The following is a 19,079-nucleotide window of genomic DNA, read 5'->3' as shown; positions in this document are numbered from 1 at the left end:
GGTCACCCGGCTCGAGGGCGGCGACGAGCGCGGCAGCATGCGTGGGGGTCACGCCCGCACGCTAGATGACCAGCCCCAGCGCGAACGGGCCGATCGTGACGGTGGCGAGTGTGATGAGCAGGACGCCGACGACGTTCAGCACGGCGCCGCCGCGAGCCATCTCGCGGATCGTGACCGCCCCCGAGCCGAAGACGATGGCGTTCGGCGGCGTGCCGACCGGAAGCATGAAGGCGCAGGTGGCGGCGAGCGCGGCCGGGATCAGCAGCGTCGTCGGGTCGACCCCGATGCCGACGGCCACACCGCCGAGCACCGGCACGAACGTGGCGGCGGTGGCGGTGTTCGACGTCATCTCGGTCAGCAGCAGCACGATGACCACCACTGCGGCCAGGATGAGGACGACCGGCAGCGCCTCGAGCCCCTGCACCTGCTGCCCGAACCACTCGTCGAGCCCCGTCGCGGCCACAGCGGCGGCGAGGCTGAGGCCACCGCCGAAGAGCAGCAGCACACCCCAGGGCAGGCCGCGCTCCGCGTCGGACCAGGCGAGCAGCCGGCGGCCCTCGCTGTCGCCGGGGATCAGGAACAGGGCGACACCGGCGGCGATGGCGACGACCGTGTCGTCGACCTGACCGAGCACGGGCGCGGCCTCGGCGAGACTGTCGACGTTGGAGAGCAGCCCGGGCACGATCCAGAAGAACGCGGCGCCTGCGAAGACGGCGAGCACGCTCTTCTCCCCGCGGCTCATCGGACCCAGCTCGGTGAGCTGTCGGTCGATCAGCTCCGCCCCGCCGGGCAGGGAGTCCAGCCCGAAGCGGTACAGGACCCGCGTGATCAGCAGCCACGCCAGCAGGAGGAAGACCACGACGAGCGGGACGCCGAGCAGCATCCACTGCGCGAAGCCGACCGGCTTGTCGAGCTCGCTGGCCAGGTAGCCCGCGACGATCGCGTTGGGCGGGGACCCCAGCAGGGTGCCGAGACCGCCGATGGACGCGGCCCACGCCACCGACAGCACGAGCGCCACGCCGAAGACGCGGACGTCGGGGTCGGAGACGACCTCGCGCACGGCCTCGCCGTCCTTGATGCGCGACCCGGCGTCACCGTCCTCCTCCGCGGCGGAGTTGTCGATCACCAGCGTCAGGACCGACAGGGCGATGGGCAGCATCATCAGGGTGGTCGCGGTGTTGGAGACCCACATCGACAGGAACGCGGTCGCGATCATCATGCCGAGCACGATCCGGCGCGGGGCGGTGCCGACCCGCCGCAGGGTGAGCAGCGCGATCCGCCGGTGGAGGTCCCACTTCTGCATGGCGATGGCGATGAGGAACCCGCCGAGGAAGAGGAAGACGATCGGGTCGGCGTACGGCGCGGCGGAGTCGTCGATGGTCTGCTGCGTCAAGGCCGGCACGACCACCAGCGGGAGCAGGGCGGTCGCGGCCAGCGGGATCGCCTCGGTCATCCACCACACCGCCATCAGCACGCCGAGGGCGGCGGTGACGCGGGCGCCGGGGCTGAGGTCGGCCCCGAGCAGCGCGGCGTACGTCGCGCCTCCGAGGAGCACGCCCAGACCCAGGAGGCCGGCGGTCAGCACGGGGGAGCGGCGGTCCTCACCGGAGGTGTCCTGCCCGCCGTCTCCGTCACCGTGCTCCCCGGCGGGCGTGCGGGCCGTGGTCGTCTCGCTCATGGGTCCTCCGACGGGTCTCCGCACGTGGTTCCGCGCCTCCTACCCACCGCGGCGAGGGTGATGCGCCTCACCCGTGAGGGGGTTCGGAGCACCTGTGCCGCCAGGGCCGGGGCCGGCCGTCCCCGGCGTGCAGTCCTAGGGTCGGACCATGCGCATCGGACTCACGGGCGGCATCGCCTCGGGCAAGAGCACCGTCTCGGCCATGCTGGCCGAGCACGGGGCGTACGTCATCGACGCCGACCAGCTCGCCCGTGAGGCCGTGGCGCCCGGTACCGCCGGGCTCGCGGCCGTGGTCGAGGAGTTCGGGGAGCAGGTGCTCGACGCGGACGGCGCGATGGACCGTCCGGCGGTCGGGCGGATCGTCTTCGGCGACGAGGACGCCCGGCGACGGCTGGAGGCGATCATCCATCCTCGCGTCCGGGCCCTGGGCGCCGAGAAGGCGCGCATGCGCACCGACAGCGACCCCGGCGCACTGGTCGTGCACGACATCCCGCTGCTGGTGGAGACGGGCCAGGCGGGAGACTTCGACGCCGTGCTCGTCGTGGACGTCGACGAGGCCACCCAGGTGCGGCGCATGGTCGAGAACCGCGGGTGGACCGAGGACGAGGCCCGGTCGCGCATCGCCGCCCAGGCCTCCCGCGAGGAGCGTCTCGCCGCGGCGACGCACGTCATCGACAACTCCGGGACGTACGACGACCTCCGTCACCGGGTGACGGAGGTCGTCGCGGAGCTGCAGGGCCGGCACTGAGACCGGCACCCGGGGACCGGGCTGCTCAGGCCGCCAGGTCGGGGTCGGCGAACCCGCGCAGACGGGCCAGGGCCTCACGCTCGAGCTGGCGTACGCGCTCGGCGGAGATGCCGTGCTTGGCGCCGATGTCCGCCAGCTTGTGCTGGCGACCGTCACCGAGGCCGTAGCGGGACCGGATGATGTCGGCCGACCGCTCGTCGAGCTGGTCCACCAGCGCGTTGAGCCGGTCGCGGGACTCGGTGTCGAGCACCGCGAGGTCCGGCCCGGGCGAGGCGTCCTGGGCGATCAGGTCACCCAGGGAGGTGTCACCGTCCTCGTCGACGGGCGTGTCCAGGCTGACGTGGTCACGGCCCCAGGCGAGCAGGTCGAGGACCCGGTCGATGTCCATGCCGAGCTCGGCCGAGATCTCCTCGGGGTCCGGCACGTGCCCGAGCTGACGCTCCAGGGTGCGGCGCACGGCGTTGACCTGGTTGAGCTCCTCGACGACGTGGACGGGGAGCCGCACCACGCGTGCCTGCTGCGCGATGCCGCGGGTGATGGCCTGACGCACCCACCACGTGGCGTACGTCGAGAACTTGTAGCCCTTGTTGTAGTCGAACTTCTCGACCGCGCGGATCAGGCCGGTGTTGCCCTCCTGCACCAGGTCGAGCATCGGCATGGCCGAGCGGCCGTACTTGCGGGCGATCGACACGACCAACCGCAGGTTGGCCTCGATGAAGCGCTGCATGGCGCGCTCCCCCTCGGCGGCGACCCACTCGAGCTCCTCGCGGGTGGCGCGCTTCGGTGCGCCGCCCTTCGCGCGGCCGACGCGGCCGGCCTCGAGCAGCTTCGCGGCGAGCAGGCCCGCCTCGATGGTCTTCGCGAGCTCGACCTCGGTGATGGCGTCGAGCAGGGGGGTGCGGGCGATCTCGTCGAGGTACAGCCCGACGCTGTCGCGACCCTCGATCTCGCGCTGTGTGCTGGCGCCCGCGGTCTTGGAGGCGCTCTGGGTGGCGGTGCTGGTGGCAGTGCTGGTGGCCACGATGCTCCCTTCTCGGTGGAGCGACGCCCGGGGGAGTGTTCGACCGGCACGCGCTCCTGCTGTGCACAACGCTTCGGGAAACCACTGGATTCCCGCCTCGTCCTTGCCCGCTTGAACGGTCGGGCATGCTGGATCGTTTCGGGTTCCGGGAACTCTCAGGGAGTTCTCATCGAGAGGGTCGACGGCTCACCCGGGCGTGTCCACACACCGCCTCACGTCGTGGTCGGCGCCGAGCGGGTCAGCGGTGCGAGAGCCGGGTCGTCCAGGGCGAAGGTCCGGACGGGACCGGGCCCCGTCAGCGCGGTCTCGAAGCGCACCGTCACCCGTCCGAGCCCTGACCCCCACACCCAGCCGGGGCCGTGCTCGTCGTGCACGACGTCGGTCCCGGGCGCGTACGCCGGTTCCTCCGTCGGCTTCACGGACTCCTCCGCCGTTCCGGCGGGGGCGCCCGCGGGCGCTCGTGTCTCGTCGGCCGCCACCTCGGCCGGGACGGGGTCCGGCTCGGGCCCGGTGGCGAACAGCTCGTCCTGGATCCAGTCGGCGAGACCGGAGATGCCGACCCCGAGCAGCCGTACGCCGGACGCGGTCTCGACCTCCCCGAGCAGGGCCCGGGCGTGGCGGCTGATGACGTCGGGGTCGTCCGTGGGCGTCGCGAGGGTCTGGGAGCGGCTGTGCACCGAGAAGTCGTGCAGCTTGACCTTGGTGGTGACCGTCCGGCCGGAGATGCGCTTGGCGCGCAGCCTCGCCGCGACCCGGCGGGCGTGCTGGTCGACGAGCCCGGCCAGCACCCTGGGATCGGCGATGTCGGTCTCGTAGGTGTCCTCGTTGCTGACCGACTTGGCCTCCCGGTCGCTGACCACCTCGCGGTCGTCGCGGGCCAGCGCCAGGCGCGCGAGGTTGTGCCCGGCGGCCTGTCCCAGCAGGGCCACGAGGTCGTCCTCGGCGGTCGCCGCGAGGTCCCCGATCGTGACGACGCCGGCGCGGCGGAGCCGGTCGGCCGTCGCCGGTCCGACGCCCGGCAGCGCCGTCGCGGGCATCGGTCGCAACAGGTCGATCTCCGTCCCAGCCGGCACCACGGCCAGCCCGTCGGGCTTGTCGAGCTCGCTCGCGATCTTGGCGACCAGCTTCGAGGAGGCGATCCCGACCGAGCAGGTGAGACCCCCGGTCACCTCGGCGACATCGGCACGCAGCCGCTCCCCGACCTCCACCAACGCCGAGGCGCGCGTGACGTCAACCCCGGCCGCGGCGAGGTCGACGAAGGCCTCGTCGAGACTGAGCGGCTCGACCAGGGGCGACATCGCGCGCAGGACGCCCATCACCTGCGCGGAGGCCTCCCGGTAGACCTCGAAGCGGCCCCGCAGGTAGGCCGCGTGCGGGCACCGTGACCGTGCCTCCCGGGTGCTCATCGCGGACCGGACCCCGAAGACCCGGGCCTCGTACGACGCCGTCGCCACGACGCCGCGACCGCCCGTGCCGCCGACCACGACCGGTTTGCCGCGCAACGAGGGCTTGTCGCGCTGCTCCACCGCGGCGAAGAACGCATCGAGGTCCACGTGCAGGACCGAGGGCACCGGGCGCACGTCGGCATCGTGGCACGAGGGCGGGGAGTGCCGGGCCGGTTGTCCTCCCGGGAGCCACGCGGCGGGGGTTCTCCACCGCTGCCCGGGCGGACGGGTGCGTCGGGGGTTTGCCCGTCCGAGAGTCCTCGGCATGACCACAGACGACATGTCCCTGTCCGCCTCGACCCCCGTACGCATGACGGTGCGCAACCCGACGGACGCGCTCGCGCTGGCACCCGTGGTGCTGGGCTTCCACCCGGAGGACTCGGTGGTCCTGCTGACCTTCGGGGGTGAGGGCTTCCACGCCCGTGTCGACCTCCCGCTCGACCAGGCGGGCCGGGACGACGTGGTCGCCGTGCTCACCGACGCCCTGCACGCCAACACCTGTCGCGCCGCGATGGTGCTGGCCTACAGCGAGGACCCCCAGGCGGTGCAGGCCGTGACCGAGGCGCTCCTCCCGGCCCTCGTCGACGACCTCGGTCTCGTCGTCGTCGACGTGATCAGGGCAGATGGCCGGCGGTGGTGGTCCGTCGTCCCCCACGGTGAGGCCGGGGAGGTGGGTGAGGCCGGCGAGGGCACGGCGTACGACCTGCGCTCCCACCCCTTCACCGCGGACGCGGTGCTGCGGGGCAGCGTCGTCCGCGCCTCGCGCGAGGCCCTGGCCGAGCTGCTCGACGCGTACGACGCCGACGCGGTGGAGGCCGTCCAGCGTGCGCTCGACTCGCAGCCGTCGACATCGGAACCGGCCCGGGGCCCGGCGCGCCGGCTGGTCGCGTCCTGGCTGCGACGCACCGTCGAGCGCTGGGTCGACGACGGCGAGCCGGGTCCGGCCGACGAGGTCGCGCGGGTGCTGCTGCTCGTGGAGATGCCGAACCTGCGCGACATCGTCTGGGGCGGAGTCCCGCGCGCCGACGCACCCCGACACCTCGAGGTGTGGCTGCAGGTGCTGCGGCGCACCCCCTTCGAGTGGTCGGCGTCGCCCGCCGCGCTGGTCGCGCTCTTCGCCTGGCTCAACGGCGACGGCGCCCTGGCCTGGACCGCGGTGGAGAAGTCGCAGCACAGCGACCCGGACAACTCGCTGGCCGACCTCGTCGCCGAGGCGCTCGACCGGGCCGTGCCCCCGTCCTCGTGGCAGCCGTGGTCGGGCGAGCAGCTGTTGGAGGTGCACGGCTGAGCGGCGATACGCCACGAGCGTGCAGCAGGCGCCTACGCTGCGGCCATGGGCGCGGACGTCGAGCAGCAGCACTTCACGCGCGCCGATCGTGCGAGGCACCGCGCCAAGGTGCGTGCCTGTCTGGCCGCACTGCGCCTGATGGTGGCCGAGGACCGATTCGCCGTGGACCCGTGCACGGGCCTGGAGATGGAGCTGAACCTCGTCGACCCCACCGGGGTGCCGGCGCTGCGCAACGAGGAGGTCCTGCACCGCCTCGAGGACCCGGACTTCGTGACCGAGCTCGGCCAGTGGAACCTCGAGATCAACGTGCCGCCCCGCCCGATCGAGGGCGGTGGGCTGCGGGCGTACGAGGACGGGATGCGCGCCAGCCTCAACCGCGCCGAGGCCCACGCCGCCGAGCTCGACGTGCACCTGGTGACCATCGGCATCCTCCCGACGCTGGGCGAGGAGCACGTCGCGGGCACCACGATCTCCGCGAACCCGCGCTACCGCATGCTGAACGACGCCGTGCTCGCCGAGCGCGGCGAGGACGTGATCCTCGACATCACTGGCGCGGAGACGCTCCGGGTGACGTCGGAGACGATCATGCCGGAGGCGGCCTGCACCTCGGTGCAGGCCCACGTGCAGGTCTCACCGGCGCAGTTCGGGGACTACTGGAACGCCGCCCAGACGATCTCCGGCGCACAGCTGGCCGTGGGCGCGAACTCGCCGTTCCTGCTCGGTCGTCAGCTCTGGGCCGAGTCACGCATCCCGCTGTTCCAGCAGGCGACCGACACACGGTCCGAGGAGCTGCGGGTGCAGGGCGTGCGCCCGAGGGTGTGGTTCGGCGAGGGCTGGTGCGAGGGGGTGATGGATCTCTTCGACGAGAACGTCCGCTACTTCGCGGGCCTGCTGCCCGTCGTGGAGGAGGAGGACCCCCACCAGGTCCTGGCCGAGGGCGGCGTGCCCGGGCTCGGGGAGCTGCTCATGCACTCCTCGACCGTGTGGCGCTGGAACCGGCCGGTCTACGACGTCTCCGACGGTGAGGCACACCTGCGGGTGGAGAACCGGGTCCTGCCCGCCGGTCCCACGGTCATCGACACCACGGCCAACGTCGCCTTCTTCTTCGGACTCACCCGCGGCCTCGTGGACCTGCCGCGGCCGCCGTGGTCGCGCATGCCGTTCGCTGCAGCGGAGGAGTCCTTCAACGCCGGGGCCCGGCGCGGCATCGAGGCCGAGCTCTACTGGCCCGGTGTCGGAGACCTGCCTGCCACGGACCTGGTGCTGCGGCGACTGCTGCCCATCGCCCACGACGGCCTGCGCGCCTGGGGGGTCGACCGGGAGGTGGCCGAGCGCTACCTCGGTGTCATCGAGGGCCGCTGCACGACGCGCACCAACGGTGCGTCTTGGTTCGTCGCCGAGGTCGCGGCCGCGGAGCGGCGCGGGGTCGGGCGCGCCGACGCCCTGCGAGGTGTGCTCGAGGACTACCGCGCCGCGATGCACTCGAACGAGCCCGTCCACACTTGGGCCTGACCGGGCTCGACGGGACCGACAGGGCCCGGACGCGGCTACTCCGGCGGCAGGACGAGCCGCAGGCGGTTCCACCGCTGACCCGCGGCGCCGCCGACGTGCTGCCACCCGGTGCGGGTGACCACGAAGAGGTCGGGTGCCGGGAGGTCGTGGGCGCGGGCGGTGCCGCGCAACGTCGCCAGCCAGTCCGCGTCGAGATGGTCGGTGTCGGCGCTGCCGGGACGGGTCAGCCACACGTGGGGCGAGCAGGGCGTACGCCGGTCGAGCAGCAGGGCATCGGCGACGTCGACGGCCAGGTCCCGCGAGGGCACCCGGGGGACCTCGCAGGCGTGCACCTGCGCCGGCCAGGTGTCGAGCCGCCCCACGCGCAGGTGGCAGGGGAACTCCGAGCGGCGCGCATCGTCGCGCAGCATGCGGTACGCCTCACGCCGCAGGCCGCGGACCGTCGCACGGGTGGGCTGACAGATGGAGGACACCGTCCGATGATCCCCCGGTCACCGGGGTCCCGCGGTCCGTCATCCACAAGCGTCCGCGCGGCCGGACGCGGGTATGCCCGACTCCAGACAGCACCTGCCGGCCCGCGGCGGGGACGACCAGGAGGACCACCCGTGACCCGTACGCCGACCCGCCGCGCGCCGGTGTCGCTGACCTGCGCCGGTCTCCTCCTCGCCGGCACGGGCTGCAGCCTCGCCGAGGAGGTCAGCGAGGACTCCGCGAGTGCCGGCACCACCGCCGGCCCGACCCCCACCGCCGGTCCGACACCCAGCGCCGGCGCGACCGCGAGCGCCGGCGCCGGCCCGACGGAAAGCCCCACCGCGAGCCCCAGTGCCAGCCCGACGCCGACCGCGACGGCGACCGCGACGGATTCTCCGTCGCTCGAGCCGACGCCGTCCGCCACCGCGAGCGCGTCCGCGTCGCCCACGGGGGTCCCCGCGGCCGACGAGCAGCAGACCGACGACGAGGCAGCCACCGAGACGCGTCTGGCGGCACTGCGTCCGGGGGAGTTCTTCGTCGACGACACCCGTCTCGCGATCAGGGCGGTCTGCCGGACCGGCTCGAGCTCGTTCGAGCTCTTCCTCGCCGACGGGTCGCGCTTCTACTTCGACCTGCTGCGTGACGGCTCGGCGATCAAGGACGGTCGCGTCTTCGACCCCTCGAGCTACGAGGACGTCCGACAGGTGGCGCCCCTGGACGAGAACCGCGGGGAGGCGCCGCGGGTTCGCGTCGCCGGTGTCGAGATGCGCTCCGACACCGGTGACACCTTCGACGCCGCGTTCCTCGTCCAGACCGCCGACAGGCCCTTCTGTGGCGCATGAGACGAGCCTGAGGGGTTGCTGAACGCCCCGCGAGGAGCCCGCGCCCAGCCCCGTGGCAAGATTGCCGCTGCGGCTGTTGACGAGTCCCGGGTTTGTCGCGCCCGACTGCGATCACCACGAGAGGTCCTGCGTGTCGAACACCCCACGCCGACTCCCTGACGAGGCTGTCGCGCACCCCGCGGTCGCCTCGCTCCTGGACACCGGACGCCACGACGGCTTCGTCGTCGCGCACGACGTACGCGCTGCGGCCGAGGCCGTCGGGCTGGCGGGTCGAGACCTGAGGCTGCTGCTCGAGCTGCTGGCCGAGCAGGGCGTCCACGTCGAGGTCAACGCGCAGGCCCAGCGCGCCGTCGCGGCCGCACGGACGCGCACCGGCGTGAGCGCCGACGCCGCTCCGGCGAAGAAGGCCGCGACGAAGAAGGCGGCGACCAAGAAGGCCGCGACGAAGAAGGCCGCCTCCACGTCCACCGCGAAGAAGAGCGCGGCGAAGAAGGCCGCGCCCGCGAAGGACGAGGAGACCATCGAGGTCGTGGTCGAGGCCGGTGCGGCCGAGATCGGTCCCGACGGCAAGAAGGTCCTCCCCGACATCCCGGACGAGCAGTTCGAGAAGGACGTCAAGGCCGACTCCTCCATCAAGGAGGACGAGAAGCAGGCCGGCACCTTCGTGGTCTCGGCAGCCGACGACACCGACGAGCCCGAGCAGAAGGTCATGGTCGCCGGCGCGACCGCCGACCCCGTCAAGGACTACCTGAAGCAGATCGGCAAGGTCCCGCTGCTGAACGCGGAGATGGAGGTCGAGCTCGCCAAGCGCATCGAGGCCGGCCTCTTCGCCTCGGAGAAGCTCGCCAAGGGCGGGCGCCTCTCGGCCAAGACGGTCGAGGAGCTCGAGTGGATCGACCAGGACGGCAAGCGCGCCAAGAACCATCTGCTGGAGGCCAACCTCCGCCTCGTGGTCTCCCTCGCGAAGCGCTACACCGGCCGCGGCATGCTCTTCCTGGACCTGATCCAGGAGGGCAACCTCGGTCTGATCCGTGCGGTCGAGAAGTTCGACTACACCAAGGGCTACAAGTTCTCGACGTACGCGACGTGGTGGATCCGGCAGGCGATCACCCGCGCCATGGCCGACCAGGCGCGCACCATCCGCATCCCCGTCCACATGGTCGAGGTCATCAACAAGCTGGCGCGCGTGCAGCGCCAGATGCTGCAGGACCTCGGTCGTGAGCCCACGCCCGAAGAGCTCGCCGTCGAGCTCGACATGACGCCCGAGAAGGTCGTCGAGGTCCAGAAGTACGGCCGCGAGCCGATCTCGCTCCACACGCCGCTCGGCGAGGACGGCGACTCCGAGTTCGGTGACCTCATCGAGGACTCCGAGGCGATCGTCCCGGCCGACGCAGTCTCGTTCACGCTGCTCCAGGAGCAGCTGCACGCGGTGCTCGACACGCTGTCCGAGCGCGAGGCCGGTGTGGGGTCGATGCGGTTCGGCCTCACCGACGGCCAGCCCAAGACCCTCGACGAGATCGGCAAGGTCTACGGCGTCACGCGCGAGCGCATCCGCCAGATCGAGTCCAAGACCATGAGCAAGCTGCGGCACCCGTCACGCTCGCAGGTGCTGCGCGACTACCTGGACTGAGGCTAGTAGCGCCTAGCGGGTGAAACTGCAGGCCAGACCCGGTTTCCGGTGCCTGGCGACACGCACGCTACACCCGTACAGCGCTCTTAGTCCAGATATCGGCTAGGGTGAGTCGCGTGTCGACCCCTCCAGCCGCGCTCTCCGTGGACGAGCTGCGCGGCCTGGGGGAGTCCTGGCAACTGGCCCTGCGCGCTGAGCGGAAGAGTCCGCAGACGCTCAAGACCTACGGCGACGGCTTGCGGATGTACCTGGCGTGGTGCGAGAGCAACGCCGTGCCGCCGCTGGCGAAGTCGAGCCTGAACCTCTGGACCGCGCACCTGCTGGATGAGGGCGCGGCAGCGGCGACCGCGCGCGCCCGGCAACTGGCCGCCCGACGGTTCTCGGCGTGGCTGACCGACGAGGACGAGATCGCCGTCGACCCGTTCCTCGGCGTGAAGTCACCCAAGTTGGACGAGCAGGTGGTCGAGCCGCTGAGTGAGGACGAGATGCGCCGGCTGCTCAAGACCTGCACCGTCGAGCGCGGCACGTCTGCCAACGTCGCGTTGCGTCACCGTCGCGACGAGGCACTGCTACGGCTGATGTTCGAGACCGGCATGCGCGCCGGGGAGGCCGTGGCGCTCACCGTGCCGGCGCTGAACCTCGCCGACGGGCTGATCACCGTCGAGCGCGGCAAGGGAGGCAAGGGGCGCGTCGTCCCGGTCGGCCCCGAGATCGTCGCTGCGATCGACCGCTACCTGCGCGCGCGTCGTACGCACCGGCTCGCTGATTCCGACGTCCTGTGGCTGGGGGACCGCGGCAAGCGGTTCTCCTACGACGCCCTGCACAAGTCCTTCCGCGACCGCGCCGACGCGGCCGGGGTCGCCGGCTTCCACCCGCACCGCCTGCGACACACCGCGGCGCACCGCTGGCTCGAGAAGGGCGGATCGGAGACCGGTCTGATGGCCGTCGCCGGATGGACCCGGCCCGACATGCTGATGCGCTACACCAAGGCCCAGGCATCCGCCCGTGCGGCCGAGGAGGCCCGGCGTCTGAACCTGGGCGACCTCTAGGCGCGACACGCCGTGGTGAGCGTCGTACCGGCACAGCGTTTGGTAGCGTGTGTGTCACATCAGAACATCGAGTCGCTAGTCGGCTGAAAGTCTGCGCGCCCCAGGTGGGTCGGAAGGTCCGCAGACGAGTAGAGCCGGCGAACGGGCAAGAAGTCCCCAGGTGGGCCGCGCCGAGCAACGGGAGACCTAAGACAGGTCTGTCGTCTGCTCGGCGTTCGTGTTTCATCGGAGACGAAGATGTCCGACAGCGAGCTGTCCATCCTCGGTCGCATCGGCGCCCACGCATCGTGGGCGGCGACCCCTGACCGTGCCGCGCGCACCGCACCTGCCCGGGCCGCGCTCGACCAGAAGTTCCTCGACGAAGCCGGCGGCGATCCCGTTCGCGCCGCTCACCTTCGCAAGGCGTACTACGCCCGGCTGGCGCTCAAGTCCGCGCAGGCCCGACGCGCCCGTCGCCTGACGACCGCCGGCGGTGATGCCGCATGAGCGCACCCCCCACCAACGAACGCCGCCCCCGTCGGCTGCACGACGAGGGCGACAAAGAGATTCAGGCGGGCGGCCGGGTCTCTGCTGTCGATTCTACCCCGATCGGCCTCTCCGTCGCCGACCTCGACGCGTGGTGCCTCGATCTCGCCGGCCGCATCGTCGTGCAGGTCGTCGTCGACTCTGAGCGTGACCTGCGACGGACCTACCTGTACCGCTCGACGGGCGCCGCGCAGAACTGTGTGGCTCGAGCCCGCGAACGCGGACAGGTCGCGCACGTCTCTCTGGTGAAGCTGGTCCCGGTCGGGGTCATCACCGGCATGGAGGTGGGCCGATGACCGCTTTCGAGACCATCGTCGCCTCGCTCCGGGCCGCCGGTGTCGACGTGAAGCTGACCAAGGGGGGCGCCCGCGCACAGTGCCCAGTCCACAACTCCCGCGGCCTGACGCTGTCGGTTCGTCGAGGGGACGGCCGGGTGAGTGTCTACTGCTTCGCCGGTTGCGAGGACGTCGAGGTGCTGGACGCCCTCGGTCTCGTCGTCCGCGACCTGTTCGACGAGCCGCGCACGGACCGGACGTACGCGCCGCCTCCGACGCGGACGCCGTGGGAGCAGGCGCTGAAGGACGCCGGACTGCACGACGGGCCGAGCCTGGATCACCTGCTCGCTCGGATGCTGACCGAGCAGGCCAAGGAGCGCAACGCCGGCGGATCGGGGGACGCGGCATGAGCGAAGACGTCACCCTGGACTACCTCGACGAGCTGGCCGAGCTCCAAGCACAGCCGGTTCAGCCGGTTCAACCGGTTTCGCCGGTTCCCCAGAGAGGGGCGGGGGCCGCAGGACGGGCACTGAACAACACCCGCGCGTGGTTCGGCCGCTTCGTCTCGACCGTGCAGGACTCCGACCTGGATCTGCTGACCCTGTGGGCCGCGCACACGCACCTCGCCGTCGAGACGTACTCGACGCCGCGGCTGCTGATCGACTCTCCCGTGCCGGGGAGTGGGAAGACGACAACGCTTGAGCACCTCGAGCGTCTGTGCCTCAATCCGGTGCAGATGGCCACGGTCTCCTCGCCCGCGATGATCGTGCGTCTGCTCGACGCCGGACTGCGGACGATCCTCATCGACGAGGCCGACCGGTCGCTCTCGCCTGACAAGGAGGGCATCGGCGACCTGATCGCCGTCCTGAACTCCGGCTACAAGCGCGGCGCCACCAGGCCGGTGTCGGTGCCGTCCAAGGAGGGTGGCTGGCGCGTCGCGGAGATGTCGACGTTCTCCCCGGTCGCTATGGCCGGCAACCAGCCGAACCTGCCCGAGGACACCCGTTCTCGCTCGCTGCGGGTGCTGCTGATGCCCGACAACGAGAACCAGATCGAGGAGTCGGACTGGGAGTGGATTGAGGACGAGGCCCGCGGGATCGGCAAGCAGCTTGCCGCGTGGGCCGACACCGTCCGCGACGAGGTGCGTACGACGCGGCCGACCCTTCCCGAGAAGGTCCGAGGCCGAGCCCGCGAGCGCTGGGCGCCGCTGATGCGCGTCGCCGTCGCCGCCGGCGGTCGCTGGCCGGCGCTGGTCGAACGGCTGTCCGTCGAGGACGTCGAGGAGCAGGAGATCGCCCGCGAGGAGGGTGCAGTGAGCCAGAAGCCGCACGTCGTACTGCTGCAACACGTCGCCGAGGTCTGGCCGCCAGGGCAGACGTTCGTCACCGCGGAAGAGCTGATCGACGCTCTCGTCGCCGAGCATCCCGACATGTGGGGCGATTTCTCCACCTACGGCAAGCGACTCACGCCGCAGCGGATGGGACGGATGCTGAGCAACTACCGGGTGCTCACCTCACGCCCCGGTGGCCGAGAGCGCGGGTACACCGCCGCGACCCTGGCGACACCGCTGCGTCGGTTCGGTCTCGCCCTCCCAGGTGAACCGGCGAAACCGGCAACTACGGCCGAACCGGCTAGGTGCGCCGGCTGTCACGAGCCGATGCGCGACCTCGGCGACGGCGCCACCACGCACCCTTCCTGCGAGGCGGTCGCATGAGCACCGCAGGACAGATCGCACCCGGCGCGCTCACCGCCTGGCACGACCTCACTGCACGACTGATCGTCCTGGACGACGAGGGAGTGATGACGCCGTGCGCGGCTGATCCCGAGGCGTTCATCGGCGAGGACCGCGGCGACCGGGAGCACGCCGCCGAGGTCTGCCGGCGCACCTGTCCCGCACTCGACGCCTGCGCTCGGTTCGCTGACGCGCAGGGCGAGACATGGGGCGTGTGGGGCGGCACCGACCGCACCACCTACCCGTCCGGCCGAAAGGCCACCACGAGCACGACCACCACCGAGAGGACACCCGCATGACGCACCTGGACACCCGCGAGACCCGAGGGCTGTGGACGCAGCTCGAGGCGCTCAACCTGACGCAGCACCTCGACGCCACCGTCGAGACCTACCTGGACCGTGCCGACGCGCTTAAGGTCGCCTCGCAGACGATCGACCAGACCTTCGAGGGCGCACGGGATGGCATCGTCACCAAGCTGGCACGCGGCGAGCTCACCGAGGCCAAGGCCCGCGAGGCGCTGGTCAAGGCCCGCAACGCCGCCGATCACAGTGGGCTGACCTCACGCGCCCTGGCCGACGCCTCCCGCCGTGCCGGCGCCCTGGCTGGTCGGACCCTGGCCCGTGAGCGTGACGGGCTAGTGACCCGAGTCCTGGCACCCGAGGGTGAGCGGATCATCGAGCGGCTGCGTGAAGCCGACGCCACGCTCGGTCACATCGACAACGGCGACGCCGCGATCAGCGCCGGCGAGGACACCGCCACCGCATGGGTCGCGGTCGTGCAGTGCCACGAGAGGTGGGAGGCGCTGCTGCGGATCGTCAAGGCACTGCGACTGGCCGAGGTGCTGGACGGCCGGGCGGGTGATGACTTCCTCTACTACGGCGCACCCGAGCTGCGGCAGCCCACGCTCATCCAGTCTCTGCGTGCGGGTGCCGCACCGCGTCTGGTCACCGAGGCTCAGGCGCAGGAGCAGTACCGCGAGGCGCAGGAGGAAGCAGCACGGCAGGCCGAAGCAGCACAGGGTGTACGCCGAGTCGGAGGCCGTCACGACTGGGGCACCATCGACAGCCGGCGATCCGCACTCGACGCCGACGCTGCCGAGATCATGCGGCGCGAGGCGGTGGCGACCGATGCCTGAGTCCCACGTCTACGACGGCGAACGCTGGCGCATCGACTTGCGAGGCGGCACCGATCCGACCGAGCACCGCGAGCCGAGCCTGAGAGAGATCGCGGCGTCCATCCCGCGCGATGGCATCGGCACCCTGCCGGCGCGTCAGGCGGAGGACTACGAGACCCGGCCGCCTCCCCGATGAACTCCCACCGATCTCGGCGCGTGTCGGGTGCCCTGTGTCGCCACGGCGTGGCATCCGCGTGGCCTCGCGCCGGGGTCGGTGGGCCTGGGGGGCGACCCCCGACCCCGCACACCACCAAAACCGACGGAATAGCAGTCGCCACCATGCGTGCGCCGATCTGCTCGTTTTCCCACCGACTTACTAGACAAAGGATCACCGGAATGACCACCACATCACCCGCCGTGACAGCGGCAACCGACCAGCTGGTCGCAGCACTGGCCTCGACGAAGTCGCTGCGCGGCTTCCGCGTGGGACTACTGACGACCGTCGCCTACACCGAGCAGCACGCCGACCCGGCAGACCCGGCGCACGCCGAGGCGCTGGACGTCCTGAGCGTCTGGCAGGCGCTGGACAACCTCGCCGCGATGGTCGAGATCGAGGGAGGTCTGATCAATGGTTGATCGCGCTGTCTCCGTCAAGCTCCGCGCCGACGTCTCGGCATTTCAGCGGGGCATGCTCACCGCCTCTGCCTCCACCAAGGCGTTCGTGAAGGAACTGGACTCCGCCGACACCCGCCTGAGCAACGTCTTGCAGACCTCGCTAGCCCTCGGTCCGGCGCTGGTCCCGCTCGGCGCCCAGGCCGTCCCGATCATGGCCGGTCTCGCCGCCGGCACCGGGGCTGCCGCGGGTGCGGTGGGCACCCTGGCGCTGGCCTTCACCGGTATGGGTGACGCGCTCGGCGCCGTGAACGACTACAAGCTCGCACCGACGCAGGCGAACCTCGAGAAGATGCGCGAGGAGTTGCAGGGCTTCTCCGCCGAGGGCGCGTCGTTCGTGCGGTTCCTGTCCAACGCGGGGGAGGAGCTGTCGACGCTGCGCCTGACCGCTCAGGACAACATGTTCCCCGGCATGCGCGATGGCATCGTCGACATGCTGACCCTGCTGCCGCAGTTCGAGCGGATCGTCGCCACGATCGCCGGGACGCTGGGCGACCTCGCAGCAGACACCGGTGAGGCGTTCACCGAGGGGTCGTGGCTGGAGTTCTTCGACTACATCGAGCGCGAGGCCCGTCCGACGCTGGAGGCGATGGGTGCCACGTTCGGCAACTTCGGCACCGGTCTGGCCGAGATGATGATGGCCTTCGACCCGCTGGCCGACGACTTCTCCGCCGGCATGGTCTCGATGTCAGAGTCTTTCGAGCGGTGGGCGTCGGGGCTCTCGGAGTCCGAGGACTTCGCCGAGTTCGTGTCCTACATCCAGCGCACCGGCCCGGACGTGATGGACACCCTCGGCGCGATTGTCGACGCGTTCGTCGCCTTCACCGAGGCGGCCGCACCGGTCGGCGCTGCGGTGCTGCCGGTGATCGAGGGTCTGGCCGATGCGTTCGCCTCCGTGGCGCGCTCGGATGCCGGCCCCGTCCTGATCGGTGCCGCTGCGGGTCTCTCTGCCGTCAGTCGTGCCGTGGCCCTCTACAACGCCGCGAACGGCACCGCCCTCGCCGGGCTGCTCGGTGGGCTCAGCAAGCGCCCCAAGGGCGCCCTGACGGGTCTCAAGGCCGACGCCGCCGCGCTCACCGCGTTCGGGTCCGGCCTGGACTCCTGGGGGCAGAAGGCCGGCACCGTCACGACCACGAACGAGCGTCTGCGCCGGTCTTTCGGGCGCCTCGCGTTCGGTGGCGCCGCGGTCGGCGGTCTGGCGCTGATGCTCTCCGATCTCGACGACCAGGCCGGGCTGACCAACACCACGATGCTCGGTCTGGCCGGCACCCTCGCCGGACCCTGGGGTGCGGCCGCCGGTGCCGCGGTCGGCTTCGGCATGGACGTCGTGGACTCCAACGACGACATGTGGGAGTCCCTGGACCGTCTGGGCGAGGCTGCGCGGGACGCGAGCATGGCGCTGAAGGATCAGCAGGAGATCCTGCGGGCCACCCGTGAGGGCTTCGGTGACTGGTCCAAGGACATGGAGCTCTCGGTCGAGTCCAACCCCTTCAAGTGGTTCCTCGACCAGTTCAGCGTCGACAACTTCCGCGAGGTCAAGAACCTCGTCGAGGGCATCCTCGGCGACTCCGACGTCGAGGAAGCCGCCGCTGAGATGGAGTTGTACGCACGGCAGATCAACGGCGTGCGCGAGAGCAGCCTCCCGGCCGTCGAGGGTCAGCGTGCGCTCTCAGAAGCCGCCCGAGATCAGGCCAACGCAGCTCGAGAGGCTGCTGCTGCGAACCGTCGCGAGGCTGCTGCGCTGATGGAGACCGCGAACGCCGCACTGGCCGCGTTCGACGCTCGCACCGCCTACAAGCAGGCGCTCGCGGACGCGACCCGTCAGGCCCAGAAGAACACCGCCGGGGTCGACGCCAACACCGCCGCCGGTCGTAACAACCGCGAGGCGCTGTCACAGCTCGCAGCGGCATGGAACCGGCAGACCGAGGCAGCCGGCGCCACCGACGCCGCACAGGAGCGTGCTCGAGCCGCGTTCACCAAGACCGCCGTGCAGATGGGCGTCACGCGAGAGAAGGCGGGGAACCTCGCCGAGCGGCTGCTCGCGATCCCAGACGACGTGGAGACCAAGGCCGACCTCGACGACGCGCAGGCGAAGAACAAGACCCGCAGCCTGACCAAGGACATGCTGGACCTGGCATCGCCCCGCCTCGGGCTACCGCCAGTATCCACCGATCTACCGGAAGGACTGCGCGCATGACCATGATCGCCGTCTCCCACCAAGGAGACCACGCCCTCGTCTGCTCTGACACCCTCGCGGTCGCACGCAACATGACGCAGGTCTCGACCAACGTCGACAAGGTGCACCTGTTCCCCGCCCGCGGGATCGCGGTCTCGATCAACGGCAACGTCCGCAGAGGTGCCGAGGTGCTTGGATGGATGCACGTAGCTGCCGCGACCGGCGAGCACGAGCGGTTCGACGAGTTCTGCGCCTTCGCCTTCCTCGCCGCCGCGCGGGCGGCACCGAGCGAGTCAGGGGACAACTCCTGCGGCGTGTTCATCACAGGCCCCGACGACGACACGGGGCGCTACGTGACCGCCTACGCCGACGACACCAGCGACTTCACCGAGGTCGTCCGCACCGAAGATCACTTTTGCACGCCCTCACCGATCCGCCACGCACCGAGCGCCATCGAGGACCAGTGGCTCTCCACGGGCGAGGCGTACTCAGCCCCCGACGTCCGGCAGGCGCTGGACGACGGGCTCAGGGTTTGGCGCCGGCAGCCGCCGATGCCCTCGACGGTCACCCCGCAGGAGTGGGCCGACCTCGCCCTCGCCGTCCGGCACGACCGCGCCACCGACCCGCTGCTGCACGCCCCGATCGGCGGACGCATCCTGCTGACCAAGATCAGCCCCGGTCGGATCGCCACGCGCACGGTCCACACTTTCAGCGACCAGCCGGGCGGCACCGACTTTCGCAAGCTGATCGCGCGCAGCCTGCACCCCGACAACCTGCACGGGCCGTGCAGGTGCGACTCAGGTCGACCGGCGCTCGGATGCTGCGTCGACCCCGGCCAGCCGTGCCTATGCGGCTCGGGACAGTCGCTAGGGGAGTGTCATGCGGTCGAACGAGTCTAGGG

The 19,079-nt window shown here is 71.3% G+C and carries 20 protein-coding genes; 16 read left to right on the top strand and 4 right to left on the bottom strand.

All coding sequences use genetic code 11. The features are described 5' to 3' along the window. Positions 1-61: 61 nt before the first annotated feature. Complete coding sequence (locus tag KLP28_01825; GenBank protein ID QWC85545.1) at positions 62-1,678, bottom strand: DASS family sodium-coupled anion symporter; 1,617 nt, start codon at positions 1,676-1,678, stop codon at positions 62-64. Positions 1,679-1,826: 148 nt separating this feature from the next. Between KLP28_01825 and coaE the strand changes: the two genes are divergently transcribed. After that, the gene (gene coaE, locus KLP28_01820; GenBank protein QWC85544.1) at positions 1,827-2,426 is read left to right on the top strand and encodes a dephospho-CoA kinase, long form; all 600 of its coding nucleotides are present in this window, start codon (positions 1,827-1,829) and stop codon (positions 2,424-2,426) included. Between the two features lie 25 nt (positions 2,427-2,451). On the opposite strand, the gene KLP28_01815 is transcribed toward coaE, so the two are convergent. Both KLP28_01815 and KLP28_01810 read right to left on the bottom strand, forming a co-directional pair. Beyond that, positions 2,452-3,372, bottom strand: coding sequence for a sigma-70 family RNA polymerase sigma factor (locus KLP28_01815; GenBank protein QWC86732.1), 921 nt, complete (start codon positions 3,370-3,372; stop codon positions 2,452-2,454). Between the two features lie 287 nt (positions 3,373-3,659). After that, positions 3,660-5,027, bottom strand: a complete 1,368-nt coding sequence (locus tag KLP28_01810; protein ID QWC85543.1) for a DNA polymerase IV — start codon at positions 5,025-5,027, stop codon at positions 3,660-3,662. 130 nt (positions 5,028-5,157) lie between these two features. On the opposite strand from KLP28_01810, the gene KLP28_01805 reads away from it, so the two are divergent. Next, positions 5,158-6,180: a DUF4192 domain-containing protein gene (locus tag KLP28_01805; GenBank protein ID QWC85542.1), complete on the top strand. Its 1,023-nt coding sequence runs from the start codon at positions 5,158-5,160 to the stop codon at positions 6,178-6,180. Positions 6,181-6,225: 45 nt separating this feature from the next. Continuing rightward, positions 6,226-7,692 carry a glutamate--cysteine ligase gene (locus tag KLP28_01800; protein ID QWC85541.1) on the top strand — a complete coding sequence of 489 codons (1,467 nt, stop codon included), beginning with the start codon at positions 6,226-6,228 and terminating at the stop codon, positions 7,690-7,692. 35 nt (positions 7,693-7,727) lie between these two features. Here KLP28_01800 and KLP28_01795 read toward each other — a convergent pair whose 3' ends face one another. Further along, positions 7,728-8,165, bottom strand: a complete 438-nt coding sequence (locus tag KLP28_01795) for a hypothetical protein (GenBank protein QWC85540.1) — start codon at positions 8,163-8,165, stop codon at positions 7,728-7,730. A gap of 132 nt (positions 8,166-8,297) precedes the next feature. Here KLP28_01795 and KLP28_01790 point away from each other — a divergent pair, with 132 nt between their 5' ends. The 13 genes from KLP28_01790 (at position 8,298) to KLP28_01730 (ending at position 19,077) form a co-directional block, all read left to right on the top strand. Then, on the top strand, positions 8,298-9,005 hold the full coding sequence (locus tag KLP28_01790) for a hypothetical protein (GenBank protein ID QWC85539.1): 708 nt from the start codon (positions 8,298-8,300) through the stop codon (positions 9,003-9,005). Between the two features lie 130 nt (positions 9,006-9,135). Beyond that, entirely contained in the window at positions 9,136-10,635 is a 1,500-nt protein-coding gene (locus tag KLP28_01785) for an RNA polymerase sigma factor (protein QWC85538.1), read from the top strand. 152 nt (positions 10,636-10,787) lie between these two features. Further along, positions 10,788-11,684 carry a tyrosine-type recombinase/integrase gene (locus KLP28_01780; protein QWC86731.1) on the top strand — a complete coding sequence of 299 codons (897 nt, stop codon included), beginning with the start codon at positions 10,788-10,790 and terminating at the stop codon, positions 11,682-11,684. Between the two features lie 237 nt (positions 11,685-11,921). Continuing rightward, entirely contained in the window at positions 11,922-12,170 is a 249-nt protein-coding gene (locus KLP28_01775) for a hypothetical protein (GenBank protein ID QWC85537.1), read from the top strand. Continuing rightward, entirely contained in the window at positions 12,167-12,505 is a 339-nt protein-coding gene (locus KLP28_01770) for a hypothetical protein (GenBank protein ID QWC85536.1), read from the top strand. Before KLP28_01775 ends, KLP28_01770 begins: the two co-directional genes overlap by 4 nt. Then, a complete protein-coding gene (locus tag KLP28_01765; protein QWC85535.1) occupies positions 12,502-12,894 on the top strand; it encodes a hypothetical protein in 393 nt (130 codons plus the stop codon). Before KLP28_01770 ends, KLP28_01765 begins: the two co-directional genes overlap by 4 nt. Continuing rightward, a complete protein-coding gene (locus KLP28_01760) occupies positions 12,891-14,198 on the top strand; it encodes a DUF3631 domain-containing protein (protein ID QWC85534.1) in 1,308 nt (435 codons plus the stop codon). Before KLP28_01765 ends, KLP28_01760 begins: the two co-directional genes overlap by 4 nt. Then, entirely contained in the window at positions 14,195-14,515 is a 321-nt protein-coding gene (locus tag KLP28_01755) for a WhiB family transcriptional regulator (GenBank protein ID QWC85533.1), read from the top strand. The genes KLP28_01760 and KLP28_01755 overlap by 4 nt, the downstream gene beginning before the upstream one ends. Beyond that, positions 14,512-15,351 (top strand): hypothetical protein, encoded by an 840-nt coding sequence (locus KLP28_01750; GenBank protein ID QWC85532.1) that lies wholly within the window; start codon positions 14,512-14,514, stop codon positions 15,349-15,351. The genes KLP28_01755 and KLP28_01750 overlap by 4 nt, the downstream gene beginning before the upstream one ends. Then, entirely contained in the window at positions 15,344-15,526 is a 183-nt protein-coding gene (locus KLP28_01745; GenBank protein ID QWC85531.1) for a hypothetical protein, read from the top strand. The genes KLP28_01750 and KLP28_01745 overlap by 8 nt, the downstream gene beginning before the upstream one ends. Before the next feature lie 200 nt (positions 15,527-15,726). Further along, the gene (locus KLP28_01740; protein QWC85530.1) at positions 15,727-15,966 is read left to right on the top strand and encodes a hypothetical protein; all 240 of its coding nucleotides are present in this window, start codon (positions 15,727-15,729) and stop codon (positions 15,964-15,966) included. Between the two features lie 52 nt (positions 15,967-16,018). Continuing rightward, on the top strand, positions 16,019-18,199 hold the full coding sequence (locus KLP28_01735; protein ID QWC85529.1) for a hypothetical protein: 2,181 nt from the start codon (positions 16,019-16,021) through the stop codon (positions 18,197-18,199). Beyond that, a complete protein-coding gene (locus tag KLP28_01730; protein QWC85528.1) occupies positions 18,196-19,077 on the top strand; it encodes a hypothetical protein in 882 nt (293 codons plus the stop codon). Before KLP28_01735 ends, KLP28_01730 begins: the two co-directional genes overlap by 4 nt. Positions 19,078-19,079: the final 2 nt, after the last annotated feature.

The sequence above is a fragment of the Nocardioidaceae bacterium genome, from assembly GCA_018672315.1.
GTDB lineage: Bacteria > Actinomycetota > Actinomycetes > Propionibacteriales > Nocardioidaceae > TYQ2.
Note: the sequence above shows the minus strand (reverse complement) of the source record. Positions and strands in the feature narration are given on the sequence as shown.